This window comes from Marinobacterium sp. LSUCC0821, assembly GCF_012848475.1.
Taxonomy (GTDB): domain Bacteria; phylum Pseudomonadota; class Gammaproteobacteria; order Pseudomonadales; family Balneatricaceae; genus Marinobacterium_E.
The window spans coordinates 2,147,494-2,162,756 of sequence record NZ_CP051666.1; the positions used below are offsets into that span (position 1 = coordinate 2,147,494).

17 protein-coding genes are annotated in these 15,263 nt (G+C 48.5%); 13 read left to right on the forward strand and 4 right to left on the reverse strand.

The window, feature by feature from the left end:
* Nucleotides 1-32: 32 nt before the first annotated feature.
* Nucleotides 33-1,031 carry an ABC transporter substrate-binding protein gene (locus HH196_RS10460; RefSeq protein WP_169452062.1) on the reverse strand — a complete coding sequence of 333 codons (999 nt, stop codon included), beginning with the start codon at nucleotides 1,029-1,031 and terminating at the stop codon, nucleotides 33-35.
* A 180-nt stretch (nucleotides 1,032-1,211) separates the two neighbouring features.
* Between HH196_RS10460 and HH196_RS10465 the strand changes: the two genes are divergently transcribed.
* A complete protein-coding gene (locus tag HH196_RS10465; RefSeq protein ID WP_169452063.1) occupies nucleotides 1,212-1,700 on the forward strand; it encodes a MarR family winged helix-turn-helix transcriptional regulator in 489 nt (162 codons plus the stop codon).
* A gap of 50 nt (nucleotides 1,701-1,750) precedes the next feature.
* Here HH196_RS10465 and HH196_RS10470 read toward each other — a convergent pair whose 3' ends face one another.
* The gene (locus HH196_RS10470) at nucleotides 1,751-2,332 is read right to left on the reverse strand and encodes an NUDIX hydrolase (RefSeq protein ID WP_169452064.1); all 582 of its coding nucleotides are present in this window, start codon (nucleotides 2,330-2,332) and stop codon (nucleotides 1,751-1,753) included.
* Between the two features lie 97 nt (nucleotides 2,333-2,429).
* Between HH196_RS10470 and HH196_RS10475 the strand changes: the two genes are divergently transcribed.
* Nucleotides 2,430-3,041, forward strand: coding sequence for a CoA pyrophosphatase (locus HH196_RS10475; protein WP_169452065.1), 612 nt, complete (start codon nucleotides 2,430-2,432; stop codon nucleotides 3,039-3,041).
* Nucleotides 3,028-3,207, forward strand: coding sequence for a DUF1289 domain-containing protein (locus HH196_RS10480; protein ID WP_169452066.1), 180 nt, complete (start codon nucleotides 3,028-3,030; stop codon nucleotides 3,205-3,207). The genes HH196_RS10475 and HH196_RS10480 overlap by 14 nt, the downstream gene beginning before the upstream one ends.
* A 20-nt stretch (nucleotides 3,208-3,227) precedes the next feature.
* On the opposite strand, the gene HH196_RS10485 is transcribed toward HH196_RS10480, so the two are convergent.
* Together HH196_RS10485 and HH196_RS10490 are read right to left on the reverse strand one after the other, a co-directional pair.
* Entirely contained in the window at nucleotides 3,228-4,505 is a 1,278-nt protein-coding gene (locus tag HH196_RS10485; protein WP_169452067.1) for an HlyC/CorC family transporter, read from the reverse strand.
* A gap of 84 nt (nucleotides 4,506-4,589) precedes the next feature.
* Complete coding sequence (locus HH196_RS10490) at nucleotides 4,590-5,381, reverse strand: inner membrane protein YpjD (RefSeq protein ID WP_169452068.1); 792 nt, start codon at nucleotides 5,379-5,381, stop codon at nucleotides 4,590-4,592.
* 135 nt (nucleotides 5,382-5,516) lie between these two features.
* Here HH196_RS10490 and ffh point away from each other — a divergent pair, with 135 nt between their 5' ends.
* The 10 genes from ffh to thrC all read left to right on the forward strand — a co-directional run bounded on the left by ffh (nucleotide 5,517) and on the right by thrC (nucleotide 15,235).
* A complete protein-coding gene (gene ffh / locus HH196_RS10495) occupies nucleotides 5,517-6,908 on the forward strand; it encodes a signal recognition particle protein (RefSeq protein ID WP_169452069.1) in 1,392 nt (463 codons plus the stop codon).
* A 213-nt stretch (nucleotides 6,909-7,121) separates the two neighbouring features.
* Nucleotides 7,122-7,370 carry a 30S ribosomal protein S16 gene (gene rpsP, locus HH196_RS10500; protein WP_169452070.1) on the forward strand — a complete coding sequence of 83 codons (249 nt, stop codon included), beginning with the start codon at nucleotides 7,122-7,124 and terminating at the stop codon, nucleotides 7,368-7,370.
* A gap of 20 nt (nucleotides 7,371-7,390) precedes the next feature.
* Nucleotides 7,391-7,924 (forward strand): ribosome maturation factor RimM, encoded by a 534-nt coding sequence (rimM, locus tag HH196_RS10505; protein ID WP_169452071.1) that lies wholly within the window; start codon nucleotides 7,391-7,393, stop codon nucleotides 7,922-7,924.
* 36 nt (nucleotides 7,925-7,960) lie between these two features.
* Nucleotides 7,961-8,668, forward strand: a complete 708-nt coding sequence (trmD, locus tag HH196_RS10510; protein ID WP_371807857.1) for a tRNA (guanosine(37)-N1)-methyltransferase TrmD — start codon at nucleotides 7,961-7,963, stop codon at nucleotides 8,666-8,668.
* A gap of 26 nt (nucleotides 8,669-8,694) precedes the next feature.
* Nucleotides 8,695-9,051: a 50S ribosomal protein L19 gene (gene rplS, locus HH196_RS10515; protein WP_169452073.1), complete on the forward strand. Its 357-nt coding sequence runs from the start codon at nucleotides 8,695-8,697 to the stop codon at nucleotides 9,049-9,051.
* A 114-nt stretch (nucleotides 9,052-9,165) separates the two neighbouring features.
* On the forward strand, nucleotides 9,166-10,497 hold the full coding sequence (locus tag HH196_RS10520) for a hypothetical protein (RefSeq protein ID WP_169452074.1): 1,332 nt from the start codon (nucleotides 9,166-9,168) through the stop codon (nucleotides 10,495-10,497).
* A gap of 110 nt (nucleotides 10,498-10,607) precedes the next feature.
* On the forward strand, nucleotides 10,608-11,489 hold the full coding sequence (gene xerD, locus HH196_RS10525; protein WP_248276853.1) for a site-specific tyrosine recombinase XerD: 882 nt from the start codon (nucleotides 10,608-10,610) through the stop codon (nucleotides 11,487-11,489).
* A gap of 78 nt (nucleotides 11,490-11,567) precedes the next feature.
* On the forward strand, nucleotides 11,568-12,287 hold the full coding sequence (locus HH196_RS10530; RefSeq protein ID WP_169452075.1) for a DsbC family protein: 720 nt from the start codon (nucleotides 11,568-11,570) through the stop codon (nucleotides 12,285-12,287).
* Between the two features lie 240 nt (nucleotides 12,288-12,527).
* The gene (locus HH196_RS10535; protein ID WP_169452076.1) at nucleotides 12,528-13,829 is read left to right on the forward strand and encodes a homoserine dehydrogenase; all 1,302 of its coding nucleotides are present in this window, start codon (nucleotides 12,528-12,530) and stop codon (nucleotides 13,827-13,829) included.
* An 11-nt stretch (nucleotides 13,830-13,840) separates the two neighbouring features.
* Nucleotides 13,841-15,235, forward strand: a complete 1,395-nt coding sequence (gene thrC / locus HH196_RS10540; RefSeq protein ID WP_169452077.1) for a threonine synthase — start codon at nucleotides 13,841-13,843, stop codon at nucleotides 15,233-15,235.
* Nucleotides 15,236-15,263 lie beyond the last annotated feature (28 nt).

The window sequence follows — 15,263 nt, forward strand, 5'->3', positions numbered from 1 at the left end:
GATTAGCAGGGCGTTTTATTTTTTAAAGCGACTTAAAGTGCGCCTTCAACCTTCGCTGCTGCTTCTGCAGTCAACCAAGATTTCCATACATCTGCATGCTCGTTCAGGAAGTACTCCATCGCGATCTCACCATCTGCCTGGTTCTCATCCATCCATGCCAGTAGGCTGTTAAGCTGGGCGTTGGTGAATGCACGTTTAGCAAGGTAATCCATTACTGCAGGTGCACGATCTGCTAGTGCAGAAGTTGTGTAAGTTGAAACTGGAGATGATGGGTACATCGAAGGTTTTGGATCCTGACAGTCAGCCTTGTAGATACAGTCTAGGAAGTGCTGCTCATCTACGCCTGATCCAAAGTCAACTTTGACCATCTCGTACTTACCAAGGATCGCTGTTGGTGCCCAGTAGTAACCGAACCAGCCTTCGCCACGCTCATACGCGCGAGCAATTGAACCATCAAGGCCAGCAGCAGAACCTGGATCTACAAGTTCAAAATTGGCATCAGCCAACTTAAGTGCTTTGTGAAGGTTGCCTGAAGTGATCTGACAGCCCCAACCTGCAGGACAGCCAACAAATCCAGCTTTAGAAGAGTCTTCAGGATGTGGGAAAAGTTCAGGGTGCGCTTTGATACCTTCAATAGTTGCTAGAGAAGCATCTTTTTCTACCATGTATTTTGGTACCCAGAAGCCCTCTTCACCGCCGTCGCTGAATACTTTGCCAGCTACTGATAGTTTGCCTTCAGCGACTGCCTTCTCAAGACCCTCTTTAAAAGAGTTGGTCCAAAGCTCAGGTGCGATGTCTGGCTGCTGTTTTTCAATCATTGAAGTAGAGGTTGGTACCGTATCGCCTGGAACTAGTTCTGCTTCACATCCGAATGCGTTTTCAAGAATAAAGCGGTCGATGTTAGCGATCAGCGATGCTGATGCCCAGTTCATATCTGCAATTTGAACGCTACCACAGCTTGCGCCGTGTGAACCTGCGAATGCGCCTGTGCTCATGGCGAATAGTGACGCGGCAAGAATCTGCTTTTTCATTGGAGCTCCTTTCTGTTCCGTTATTTTTGTAACCAGTAACAAATTGGACATTTGCAACAGAGTTGATTAATACTAACAGCTGTAATGTTTAGAGTACAAATAATTATTGATCTAATTATTGTTCCATTAGGTCTCAATTAGGAATATAGTTCGCGCACTAATCAGGAGTGGCTAAGTTAAATGTCTGAGTTAGATCAATCACAAGCAGTTGTCATTGCGTTAAGAAAGATTATGCGTGCGACTGATATTCAGTCCAAGCGCGTCGCAAAAGTGTGTGGTTTAACGATTCCGCAGGTGATGGTGTTGCGGGCGATTGGTGAGCTTGGGGATGTAACGGTAAAGCGCCTTTCTGAATCTGTCTCACTGAGTCAGGCGACAGTGACCACTATTCTAGATCGCATGGATCAACGTGGACTAACCGTTCGTGTGAGATCTACGGTCGATAAACGTAAGGTCTATGCGCGCCTCACTGAGCAGGGTGTCACCATGCTCAACTCTGTGCCGCCACTTTTACATGATCGTTTTGAGTTGCGTTTTGCGCGTTTGGATGATGCCCAGCGTGCACAAATTCTTGAAACCCTTCAGCAGCTTGCCGCGATGATGGATGCCGATGCACTTGATGCTTCGCCGCTATTGGATGTGATGCCCATCAACGCTGAGAGCGAGTAAGAGTTACGCGCTCAAAACCCCGCTAACTGCTTTGCCTCCAATTCAAGCTTTTAGAATTGGCTTTCGGTCTGAGTCACACTTCGGTTGTTCTCAGGGTTGTTGCGATCAAGATCTATTCGATGAAAGCCGAACTTTCCACCCTCCGCACGCTCTTTAAAGAAGAGCTTCAATGCGTTAGTGACTGTCGGGAAAGCTAGCTCATCCCAAGGAATCTCAGACTCGCTAAATAGAGCGACCTCACTTGATTCGCTCGTGGGTGCAAAGCTTGGTGCTCTCAGTTTGGCAAGATAGAAGAGCTGCAGCTGATTCACATGAACTATCGAAGTGTGGGTATAGAGTGAAATGACCTCTACGTCCGCCTCGGCCTCTTCCCAGGTCTCGCGCATTGCGGCTTGCTCAGTTGTTTCACCGTTCTCCATGAATCCTGCAGGCAGTGTCCAGTAGCCAAATCTCGGCTCTATGTTGCGCCGACAAAGCAGGACTTTATCCTCCCAGATAGGCAGGCATCCGGCGATGATTCTTGGGTTTGAGTAGAAGATAGTTTCACAGGCAGGGCAGATATGCCTTGGCAGGTGATCGCCTGCTGGGATCTTAAATTCAACTGGGGTTGCGCATTCGCTACAGAACTTCATCTGATTTCCTTATTTGTCCGTACTGATTTAAACAGGCTGTCCCATTTTGCTCAACCAAAACTCACTATTTATAGTGAGTCAGTGTATCCTTAACTACATGATTAATCGTATCGAACAGACTCTCAAAACCTATTCCGCTTGGCGTTTGGGAGATGATATCTCTCGCCGAGATGAAGCGGCTGTTTTGATGCTTATTACGGATGAAGAAAATCCGCATGTCATTCTGACTCGACGCACTGCAGGGTTATCTAGTCATGCTGGTGAGGTCGCATTCCCTGGTGGCAAGAGAGATCCAGAGGACTCGAATTTAATTGCTACCGCTTTGCGTGAAACAGAAGAGGAGATTGGTATCTCTGGTTCTGAGATACGTATACTTGGGTCTCTTAGTGACATCCTCTCAAAGCATAAGCTGCGTGTTGAGCCTTGGGTTGGGTTGGTCGCCCCTCAAGTGAATCTGATTCCAAACCCTGATGAGATTGAATCGGTATTTAGAGTGCCAATAAGCTTTTTAATTGAACCCGGTACAGCACGATTTGATCAGTTCCAGGGGTTTGATGGCAAAACACGCTACGCCCCGGCTTGGGACTATCAGGGGTATGATATTTGGGGGCTGACAGCTTGGGTCTTGGCTGAGCTTCTCAACGCCGCTTTTGATGCAAAGATTAAAACTAGGCCAAGGCCAGAGCGAGTGTCAGATGGAGAAAGTTAAAAAAGTTCCCAACCCCTGTGTTGGTATCTGTGTTTTGGATATCCACGATCTGTGCATCGCGTGTAAACGATCTGGCATAGAGATCGCTTACTGGGGGAGCTACTCCGATGAGAAGAAGCGTGAAATTTGGCAGCAACTGCCCGAACGTGAAGTGAAAGAGATCTAAGTTCTCAAAGCCCTTAGGCCCTAGATCTCATCCTCTTCGCTCTTCTCTAACATCTGCACGCGAACCGTTTTTATAAGGTTGTCGCTGATCTGTAGTGTTTCAAACCGATAGTTCTCAATCTCCACACAGACATTCGCCTCGGGAATTGATTCAAGCTGTTCGGTAATTAGGCCGTTAAGTGTTTTCGGTCCATCGGTCGGAAGTTCCCACTCAAGTGACTTGTTGATTTCGCGAACATACGCTGAGCCGTCTATGAAGTAGCTGCCATCGTCCTGTGGGTGGATATCCTGGTTGATCTCAGCGTGATCTGCTGAAAGTGCGCCCACAATCTCTTCAAGAATATCTTCCAGTGTCACGATGCCCTCAACATCACCATACTCATCTACTACAACCCCGATACGACGGCTGTGTTTTTGGAAGTTAAGTAGCTGGGTCTGGAGTGGGGTGCTCTCTGGGACAAAGTAGGTTTCGTGTACCACGGCCAGAATAGCGGCTTTGGTCACTTTACCTGTTTGAATAAGTTGGGCCAGATTACGCATGTGAAGGATGCCGACGATCTGGTTGATATCGCCTTGGTAGACAGGCAGGCGAGTATGTTTAGTGCATGAGAGCTGTTCCAGGATCTGCTCTAGCTCTTGGTCTAGGTCGATCCCCTCTACCTCATTTCGTGGAATCATGATGTCGTTTACGGTGACATCGCCAAGCTCCAAAACCCCAAGCAGCATCGATTGGTTGCTTTGTGGTATGAGGGCCCCTGATTCGTTTACCAGAGTGCGAAGCTCCTCGGTACTGAGGTGGTCATTTTTGCCATCCAGTGGGTTTACTCCAAAAAGGCGCAGAATGAAGTTGGTGATGGCATTTACCGTTGCAACCAACGGGTAAAAAAGACGAAGCATCGGCCTTAGCAGAACAGCCGCAGGGAATGCGATGCGTTCTGGGTGAAGTGCGGCCAGTGTTTTGGGAGTTACTTCTGCAAAAATAAGGATAACCAGTGTCAGTGCCGCAGTGGCTATCGCGATACCTGCATCCCCCCATAAGCGTACCGCGATGACAGTCGCGATTGCTGATGCAAGGATGTTTACAAAGTTGTTGCCGATCAGAATCAGGCCAATCAAACGGTCAGGCCGTTCAAGCAGTGCCGCGGCTTTACGTGCGCCAAGGTGGTTGTTCTTTGCTAGATGCTTAAGGCGGTAGCGATTAAGCGACATCATTCCGGTTTCTGAGCCCGAGAAAAATGCGGAACAAAGGATAAGGATAAAGAGTAGAACTAAAAGCGAGGTTATCGACGCGTCTTCCAACGTGGGAGGCCTGATCTGTTAATGGACGCCCATTTTGGAAACTCTGCTGCTAGGTGTCAAGCGGCGGGATCAATCTGGAGGGGTTTAGCCGCCGATTATCAGTTCCAGTACCGCTTTTGAGCCAAAGAAAGCGAGCATTAGTAGAATGAAACCACTCAGTGTCCAGCGAAGTGCAGTTCGACTTCTCCAGCCAAACAGTGTGCGACCCGCTAAAAGTGTCGCAAAAATGACCCAGGCGATAAGGGAAAGAATGGTTTTATGAACGAGATGTTGAGCAAACAGATCATCCGTGTAGAACCAGCCTGTTACTAACGCCAGAGTTAGTAGCACCTGACCTGCAGCGATCATATCGAACAGTAAGTTCTCCATAACCTGGAGTGGCGGCAATGTATTGATGAGTCCGCGCGTACGATGCTGTTTGAGTGCGCGCTCTTGGCGGGCAAGAAGAATGACTTGCAGTGCTGCGAGGGTGAATAGGCTGTATGAGATTAGAGACAAGACGATGTGTAATACAACACCGCCTGTATATGCTCCTTGAGCGTGGCCAGGTAGTGCCCATGCGAAACCAACAGTGACTGCCGCTAGTGGAAAGGCCCAGGCAAACAGATTGTCGAGTTTATGACGAAGGCTACTGAGCAATAGGAGTGATACCACGGCTGCAGAGATAACCGAACCCGTTACAAAGAAACTTAGATTGAGTTTGCCATCAATCATCACAGCATTTGCTGATAGGTATAGGTGGGCAAGCAGTGCGACAAAACCGGTCAGGCGAATGGTCGAACGTGGAGTGGCGCCACTATTAGCAATGCGCTTCAGCTGCCACTGACTAGCAATCAGATAGAGCGCGACTGTAAGCAGTGTAAGTAGCGACAACATGGGAATCTCCATTCGGAAGGCATCAAACAATCTATAAAGTTTGGCACAAATCGTTTCGTTGGGAAATATGATGACGAAAGCGTTATACTGGGCGCAGTTTATTAGTCGTTAGTTCGACCAATCAAAGGTTTTAGGATGTTTGCAAATCTATCAGAGCGTTTAACGGGTTCACTTCGTACGATTACGGGTCGTGCGAAGCTGACTGAAGAGAATATTAAAGACACCTTGCGTGAAGTGCGCATGGCGCTTCTTGAAGCTGACGTTGCCCTGCCAGTCGTTAAAGAGTTCGTTAATGCGGTTAAAGAACGTGCTGTTGGTCAGGAAGTTTCTAAGAGTCTAAGTCCCGGCCAAGTATTCGTTAAGATTGTTAACGAAGAGCTTGTTCGCGTTATGGGTGAGGCGAATGAAGAGTTAAATCTTGCCGCTACACCACCAGCAGTTGTGATGATGGCGGGTCTGCAGGGTGCTGGTAAAACAACCTCTGTAGCAAAACTTGCGAGATTCCTTCGTGAGCGTAAGAACAAAAAGGTACTGGTTGTCTCTGCAGACGTTTACCGTCCTGCTGCGATTCGACAGCTAGAGACCCTGGCTTCTGAAGTTGGAGTCGACTTCTTCCCATCTACTGTCGAGCAGAAGCCGATCGATATCGCTAATGGTGCTATCGCCCATGCTCGCATCCAGCATCATGATGTAGTGATTGTCGATACAGCAGGTCGTTTGGCTGTTGATGAAGCCATGATGGCTGAAATCAAAGAGCTGAATGCTGCTGTTAAACCTGTCGAAACGCTGTTTGTTGTCGATTCGATGACTGGTCAGGATGCCGCTAACACGGCTAAAGCATTCAACGAAGTGTTGCCGCTTACCGGTGTCATCCTTACTAAGACCGACGGTGATGCTCGTGGTGGTGCTTCGCTATCTGTTCGCCACATTACTGGTAAGCCAATTAAGTTCTTGGGTGTTGGCGAGAAGGTTGATGCGCTGGAGCCCTTCCACCCTGACCGTGTTGCCTCGCGAATTCTGGGTATGGGTGATGTGCTATCTCTTATTGAAGAGGTGGAGCGCAAGGTTGATAAAGATAAAGCCGAGAAACTGGCTAAGAAAGTTGCCAAGGGTAAAGGCTTTGACCTTGAAGACTTCCGTGATCAGATTCAGCAGATGAATAACATGGGCGGCATGATGTCCATGATGGAAAAGATGCCTGGCATGGGGCAGATGGTTCAGGCTGCGCAGACAGCACAAGCTGAGCAGGGCATGCAGAAGTTCGCGGTGATCATCAATTCGATGACACCTAAAGAGCGTCGTAATCCAGATATTATTAGTGGTTCTCGTAAGCGCCGTATCGCTGCTGGCTCTGGTACCAATATTCAAGAGATTAACCGTCTGCTTAAACAGCACAAGCAGATGGCGAAGATGATGAAGAAGTTTGGTTCTAAATCGGGAATGATGAAGCTGGCGCGCGGTATGAAAGGCATGATGCCTCCAGGAATGGGTGGTATGGGTGGCCCGGGCGGATTCCCTAAGTTCTAATTGCAGTCATAAACTGCTGTATACGATTTAATCAAAAGGCTTTTAATGGGCGTGTGATTCGCGTAGAATCCGCGCTCTATTTATTTTGGGCTTCATCTGTTTGAGTTTTGAAGACGATTCTTACCTTTTAAGAGTTTGATTCTGCTGCTTCAGGTGGGGAAACAACAATGATGGGCGATCTCAAAACCCATCCGCGAAGTAAAGGGGTCCTTAATGGTCACTATTCGTTTGTCTCGTGGTGGCGCTAAAAAGCGTCCTTTCTATCACATCAACGTTGCAGATTCGCGCTTTGCGCGTGACAGCCGCTTTATTGAGCGTGTTGGTTTCTTCAATCCTGTTGCACGTGGTCAGGAAGAAAGTCTTCGTATCGATCTAGAGCGTGTTGATTACTGGGTGAGCAAAGGTGCTCAGCTAAGTGAGCGCGTAAGCACTCTAGTGAAAGAAGCACGTAAAGCTAAGTAATCGATTTAGGCCGGATAGCCATGGCAGAGTTAGACGCAGACGATTACGTAGTTCTCGGTCGCTTCAACTCACCATTTGGTGTGCAGGGTTGGATTAAGGTCTACTCCTACACAGACCCGATGGAGAACATCCTTAGCTATCGTCCTTGGCTGGTTAAACGCCAGGGTGCTTGGGAACCTGTAAAGGTAAAGAGCGCTAAAAAACAAGGGAAAGGCTTAGTCGCGAAATTAGACTCAGTAGATTCGCCAGAGGCAGCTCGACTCTTTTGTGAAGTTGAGATTGCAGTTCCTCGATCAGCTCTTCCAGAGCTAGAAGAGGGTGACTACTACTGGAGTCAGTTAGAAAACTTATTGGTTTATACCGAATCCGACGTTTTGTTGGGTCGGGTTGACCACCTACTAGAGACTGGCGCAAATGATGTGCTTGTCGTTAAGGGTACGGAAGAGAGCATCGATCGAGAAACACGATTGATCCCATACGTACTCGAGAAGGTGGTTAAAAAGGTCGATTTGAACACTGGAACCTTACGGGTCGATTGGGACCCTGAGTTCTGAGTTGTGTGGTTTGGGATCGTATCACTGTTCCCGGATATGCTTGAGGCGGTCACCCGTTTCGGCGTAACTGGAAGGGCAGTAAAGAGCGGACTGATCCAAGTCGAGAGCTGGAATCCTCGCGATTTTACTCACGACAAGCATCGCACCGTCGATGATCGCCCATTTGGTGGTGGTCCGGGGATGCTGATGAAGGTTCAGCCACTGCAAGATGCGATTGCCGCAGCAAAAGCTGCAGCACCTAGCCCCGCTAAGGTGATCTACCTCTCCCCGCAAGGGCGAAAGTTTGATCAACAAGGTGCGGCTGAGCTCACTTCGCAGGAGAGTTTGATCTTTGTCTGCGGACGCTACGAGGGGGTTGATGAACGCCTTATCGAAGCAGAAGTTGATGAAGAGTGGTCGCTTGGTGACTTTGTCCTAAGTGGCGGTGAACTCCCAGCTATGGTGATGGTGGATGCGGTAGCGAGGTTGGTGCCAGGTGTACTTGGTGATCAGGCCTCAGCTGAAGAGGATTCGTTCTCTGAAGGTTTGCTGGACTGTCCACACTACACAAGACCAGAGGTTTTAGATGGAGTTGGCGTACCGCCGGTTCTGATGAGTGGGAATCACGAACAGATCCGAAAGTGGCGACTCAAACAGCAGTTAGGGCGGACCTATGAAAGGCGTCCAGATCTGCTAGAACAGATTGATTTAAACTCGGAACAGCAGACGTTGTTAAAGGAATACATCAGCGAGACTAAAAAGTAGTCCGCTGTGAAAGTTAGGAGCGAGCGATGAGCAGCAAAAACTTGATCATTCAGCAGATTGAAGCTGAACAGACTGGCAAAGAAGTTCCAACCTTCGGCCCAGGCGACACAGTAGTAGTACAGGTTCGTGTAGTAGAAGGCACTCGTAGCCGTCTACAGGCGTTCGAAGGCGTTGTGCTAGGTAAGCGTAACCGCGGTCTGAACTCTGCATTCACAGTACGTAAAATCTCTCACGGTGTGGGCGTAGAGCGTACTTTCCAAACTTACAGCCCAAGCGTTGAAGCTATTGAAGTTAAACGTCGTGGTGATGTTCGTCAGGCTAAACTTTACTACCTACGTGAGCGTAGTGGTAAGTCTGCACGTATCAAAGAGAAGCTTAACTAATAGCAACTTTTTGATGAAAAAGGCGGCCTAGGTCGCCTTTTTTGTTTTTAACACTTTCTATTTGGGCTGTTTGGACTAGACTGGAGTGATATGACTCACTACTGGTGCTAAACAGTGCGTTGGATTAAAGCCCTCTTTCTCATACTTCTCTCTTCACTGCTGGTTGCTGGCGGTGGATACGGGTATGTATGGTACAAGGCTAAGTCCTATATCGATGAAACTCTGGTAGCAATTCTACCTGGCTACCGCGTCACCTATGAAAACCTAATCTTGGATCCACGTGGTGAGGTGCGACTGGAGGCAGTCGAAGCACAGCCGATTGGCTATCTCTCTAGTGTCTTTGTGAAACAGGTCAGTATTCGTGCTGATGCGCCACTCTTTTTTATGCAGGCAAATCCTGCGCTTGGTAGCGGTGATTGGCCAAGTTTTCTATCAATCAATATCGCAAAACTTCGCATTAATCTCGATGCTGACTTTATGGAGACCGCAACCGAAGGTTTAGGAGTTGAGGGAAGTGAGTTGGTGAATATTGCGGCATTAGGCTGTGGCAACGTCCGAGAGTTCTCGCTGCCAGTAATGAAAGCGATGGGTTTTCCAGAAATTCAGGCTGATCTCAATATTCGCCTGGATCCGGATAATGATCATGGTCGCCTTGTGCTCTCAAGTGATCTTGAACTTCTTGGGATCGCAGGCCAAAGTTTGTCGCTTGAGATGAGCTTGACGCCTGGCTATCTGACACCGCAAACACTTTTGGCGGCCAGTCCACGCCTGCAGAAATTCAGTTTCAAATATCAGGACTTGGGTCTCGCCTCACGTCGAGATAGCTTCTGTTCTGCTGAATCTAAGCTCAGTGTGGATGACTATCATGCGCTCCATTTGGGTCTGGTGAAGGCGCAAGCGGTTGAGCTAGGTATGGAGGTTCCCGATTCGCTGTGGGAACTCTATCAAAAAGCTAATGACTCTGGTGCTAATCTCTCACTGACGCTCTCGCCTGAAGGTGGATTGGGTAGTGAGCTATTTGTCTTGATGAATGCCCCTCATGTACTCGCTGAGCGGTTGAACCTTGGTGTGATGTTGAATTCGCAGCGCGTTGACCTGCAAGGGATAGATTGGCGGGCCTTGTTGCCATCGCCCGATAAGGCAGAAGAGTTTAAAAATATAAGTGAACCTTTTGTCGATGTTAAAAAATTGGAGCCAGTGGGGCTTGATAAGAACTTTGTTGAGCAGCGTCAGGTTGTGCAGAGCTATCAGGCAACTAGCTATGAAGATCTATCGAGCTATCTGCAGCATGATGTGCGCCTCTTTACCTACTTTGGTCGCCAAGTAGAGGGTCGTTTGCTCGCTGTCGATGATAAGAAAATAGTGGTGCTACGCAGGCTAGATCAAGGCTCTGCGAGCTATCCTGTAGATCGGGATAAACTAGAGGTCATTGAGGTTTATAGATAGTAAAACTATGATGTTTTGCGTCTAATAAATTGAGTGATTTTTGAGGTTCTACCATCACTACAGAAAATCAGGATCGTCGCTTTACTGCGAGAGAACCCAGCGCCAAAGAGGTGGCTTTAATCAAGGATTTCGTCCGAAGTCTCTGGTTGGAGAGAGGGCTCAGTCAAAATACTCAGGCCTCATATCGACGCGATCTTAATCAATTTGCATGTTGGTTGGCGGATCAGCGGAGTGCGTTGTTATCAGCCGATGCATCTTTAATTCAGCACTATCTGAGCTGGCGCATGGCTGAAGCGTTTAAGGCTAGTTCAACAGCGCGTCAGTTATCCTGTCTAAGAAGTTTCTATCGATACCAGTTGCGCGAATCGGTGATTGACATTGATCCTACCCTCAATATCGCCAACCCAAAGCGTGGGCGTGCACTTCCAAAAAGTTTGAGTGAGCAGGAGGTGAGCGATCTGCTAGAGGCGCCTGATGTGGAAGATGTATTGGGATTGCGGGACCGTGCCATGCTTGAGCTGCTCTATGGGTCTGGTCTTCGTATCTCTGAGTTAATAACTCTTGAAGTGGGCCAGATTGATCTCCGGGCGGGGTTGCTTCAGGTGGTGGGTAAAGGCGATAAAGAGCGACTAGTCCCGGTGGGTGAATCTGCAATTGATTGGCTGAAGCGCTATCAGCTGCAATCGCGTCCGCTCCTGTTGGGTGGTGATAATCCTGATACGCTCTTTTTGAGTCGGCGGGGTGTTGGGATGACACGCCAGACCTTTTGGCATCGCATTAAACACTGGGCGAATGTGGTAGGGATTAACTCTGAACTCTCCCCGCACACCTTGCGTCACGCATTTGCGACGCATCTATTAAATCATGGGGCAGACCTAAGGGCTGTGCAGATGTTGTTGGGGCATGCAAACCTCTCAACAACCCAGATCTATACCCAAATTGCGACCCATCGACTACAGCAGCTGCATCGAGATTTTCACCCTAGGGGTTAAAATCGCTGGGTGAAACCTTCAGTTCTTTGTCATACTAGTTCGCTATCTTATTGGTGATTTTAATTAAGAGAGAAAAAGATGAAACAGATTTTAACTGGGTTGGTTTTTGTAGCCTCTTTAGTCATGAGTTCTGCACAGGCGGGTGAGCCTGAAGTGCGATCTGCGCTGCTTAAGATTGACCCAGCCATTAAAATTGCTGCAGTAGATGGCTCTGAGCTACCAGGTTTCTTTGAGGTTTCGCTGGAGACGGGTGAGATCCTGTTTGTGACTGATGATGGGCAGTACATCGTTTCAGGTCGTGTTTTTCAGGTCTCTGATCAGGGGTTAGTAAACCTTACTGAGCGCCGTATGTCAGGCGTTCGTGCAGCGGCATTGGCTGATGTTGCTGATGCGGATATGGTTATCTACCAAGCAAACGGTGAGAAGCGGGCACGTATTTGGGTCTTTACTGATGTTGATTGCCCCTATTGTCAGAAGCTGCATGCCGAAGTGCCTCAGTTGAATGCGGCGGGTGTTGAAGTTGCTTACCTTGCATTTCCACGTTCAGGCCCAGGCGGAAATACTGAGAAACGCATGAATAAGATCTGGTGTGCTGATGATCGTTTAGCGGCAATGGATAGTGCGATAAACGGTCGTGATATGGATTCGGCCGCATGCGCGACACCTGTATTGAATCAATTGGCGCTTGGTCAGCAGTTGGGTGTGAATGGCACACCGGCAATTCTGACTGCAGAGGGCGCGCTGATGCCAGGTTATGTTCCGGCAGATCGTCTATTGCCGATGTTAGGAATTAAATAATTTCTGTAAAACTCTGCTAGCGTCGTGACAGGCTGAAGGCCAGTCACGATACTCTGTAGGTAGATTGGAACTACGGTGTCAGGCTTCAGCCTGACATCCGCTTTCAAATTACGTGAATAACCTTCAAATCCTCCCCAATACCCATAGTTCAAGCCCTCTTTCTAAGCTATAATCTGCCCCTATTTTTTAATGCTCAGGGTCGGATAATCCGCTCGAGCTCACTTCGAATGAGGTATGGTTGTGAAGCCGGTAAAAGTTGGCATCTGCGGAATGGGTACTGTCGGTGGCGGTACATTTGATGTTTTGACACGAAATGCGGAAGAAATTGCGCGCCGTGCGGGACGTCGAATTGAGATTGCTGCAGTTGCAATGCGTCGTCCTAATCCTGCAATTGATACGACTGGGGTACACGTTACTGCAGACGTTTTTGAAATTGCGACTAACCCTGAAATCGATATTGTTATCGAGCTTATCGGGGGCTACGACACCGCTCGTGACCTTGTAATGACCGCTATTCAAAACGGCAAACATGTTGTAACTGCTAACAAAGCTTTGATTGCAGTGCACGGAAATGAGATTTTCGCCGCGGCTCAAGAGAAGAACGTCATGGTTGCTTTCGAAGCATCCGTTGCTGGCGGTATTCCAGTTATTAAAGCGATCCGTGAAGGCCTGGCTGCAAACAAGATCGATTGGTTGGCAGGTATTATCAATGGTACTGGTAACTTCATCCTGACTGAGATGCGTGAGAAGGGTCGCGACTTTGCCGATGTATTGGCAGAAGCACAGGCGCTTGGTTACGCTGAAGCGGACCCAACGTTTGACGTTGAGGGTATCGACGCAGCACACAAACTGACCATCCTCGCATCTATCGCATACGGCATTCCGCTGCAGTTTGATAAAGCCTACACTGAAGGCATTAGTAAAATTACTGCTGAAGATGTGAACTATGCTGAAGAGCTAGGTTTCCGCATCAAGCATCTGGGTATTACACGTCGTACCGAAACAGGTATTGAGCTTCGCGTTCACCCAACACTTATCCCGGAAAATGCACTCTTAGCTAACGTTAATGGCGTAATGAACGCTGTATTGGTTGATGGTGATGCTGTCGGTCAGACGCTCTATTACGGCCCTGGTGCTGGTGCACTTCCAACAGCATCTGCGGTTGTTGCTGACGTTGTTGACGTGGTTCGTACACTGACAGCTGATCGTGATAATCGTGTACCACACTTGGCGTTCCAGCCGGCTGAACTATCTGATGCCCGCATTCTTCCAGTAGAAGAGGTGAATAGCGCATACTACCTTCGCTTGCAGGTTGCTGAGCGTCCAGGCGTGTTGGCGCACATCGCACGTATCCTGGGTGACAAGGGTATTAACATCGAAGCGATTATTCAGAAGCAGGTTGATGATGATCAGGTTCCTGTAATCCTTCTGACTCAGCGCGTACTTGAGTCAACGATGAATGAAGCGCTCCGCGAAATCGCAGCCCTACCTGATACGGTAGGTGAGATCACTCGTATCCGCGTTGAGCAGCTAGCAGACTAAGGAGATTTACTATGCGTTATATTTCAACTCGAGGCGAAGCGCCGGCACTTAATTTTGCTGACGTGCTGCTTGCCGGTTTGGCTTCTGATGGTGGTCTCTACGTTCCTGAGTCGCTACCAACATTTTCTAAAGAAGAGATCGCAAGCTGGGCAGGTCTTAGCTATGCAGATTTGGCATTCAATGTGATCAAACCTTTCGTTGAAGAGTGTATCTCTGATGTAGATCTGAAAACGATGATCGATGAGACCTATGCAGTCTTTAAACACGATGCTGTTGCGCCACTTGTGCAGATCGATAGCAACGAGTTTGTTCTTGAACTATTCCATGGTCCAACGCTAGCGTTCAAAGATTTTGCTCTTCAGTTGCTAGGTCGTCTAATGGATCACGTCTTGAAAGAGCGTAATGATCGTCTAGTGATCATGGGTGCTACTTCTGGTGATACCGGCTCTGCTGCAATCGAAGGTTGTCGTCACTCTGAACACCTAGATATCTTCATTTTGCACCCATACAAGCGCGTTTCGGAAGTTCAGCGTCGTCAGATGACTACCGTGCTTGCGGACAATGTCTACAACATCGCTCTCGAGGGTAACTTCGATGACTGTCAGCAGATGGTTAAAGATAGCTTCGCTAATCAGGGCTTCTTGAATGGTATGAAGCTTGGCGCCGTGAACTCGATCAACTGGGCGCGCATCATGGCTCAGATCGTCTACTACTTCTCTGCAGCACTGACGCTAGGTGGTCCACACCGCCCTGTCTCTTTCTCAGTTCCTACGGGTAACTTTGGCGATATCTTTGCTGGCTACCTTGCTAAGCAGATGGGCTTGCCAATTGATCAGTTGATTGTAGCTACTAACCGTAACGACATTCTGCACCGTGTTATCAGCGGCAACGATATGTCAAAAGGCACGCTGGAACACACACTTTCTCCATCAATGGATATCATGGTTTCATCAAACTTTGAGCGTCTTCTATTTGATGTCTACGGTCGTGATGGTGCTGCGGTTGCAGACTTGATGAACCGATTCAAAACTGAATCAGTTAGCCTAGGTGATGGTGAGTGGAATAAGGTTCGTGAGCTATTCTCAAGCTGCGCAGTTGATGATGAAACGACATGCAGCGTGATTGCTGAAGTGTTCGAGGCGACCGAGTACCTGCTTGATCCGCACACGGCAATCGGTGTGAAAGCTGCGCGCGAATGCCGCCGTGATATCAGCGTACCGATGGTGACACTTGCTACAGCTCACCCAGTTAAATTCCCTGATCCTGTTGTTCGTGCAGGCCTAGAATCACCTCTGCTTCCTGCTCACATGGCAGACCTGTTTGAGCGTGAAGAGCGCCTCACTGTGCTTGATAATGACCTCGCGACTGTACAGCAGTTTGTAGCGGGTCACGTACATAAAGCCTAATCGATAAGAGCCTATCTGCTTCTAAAGT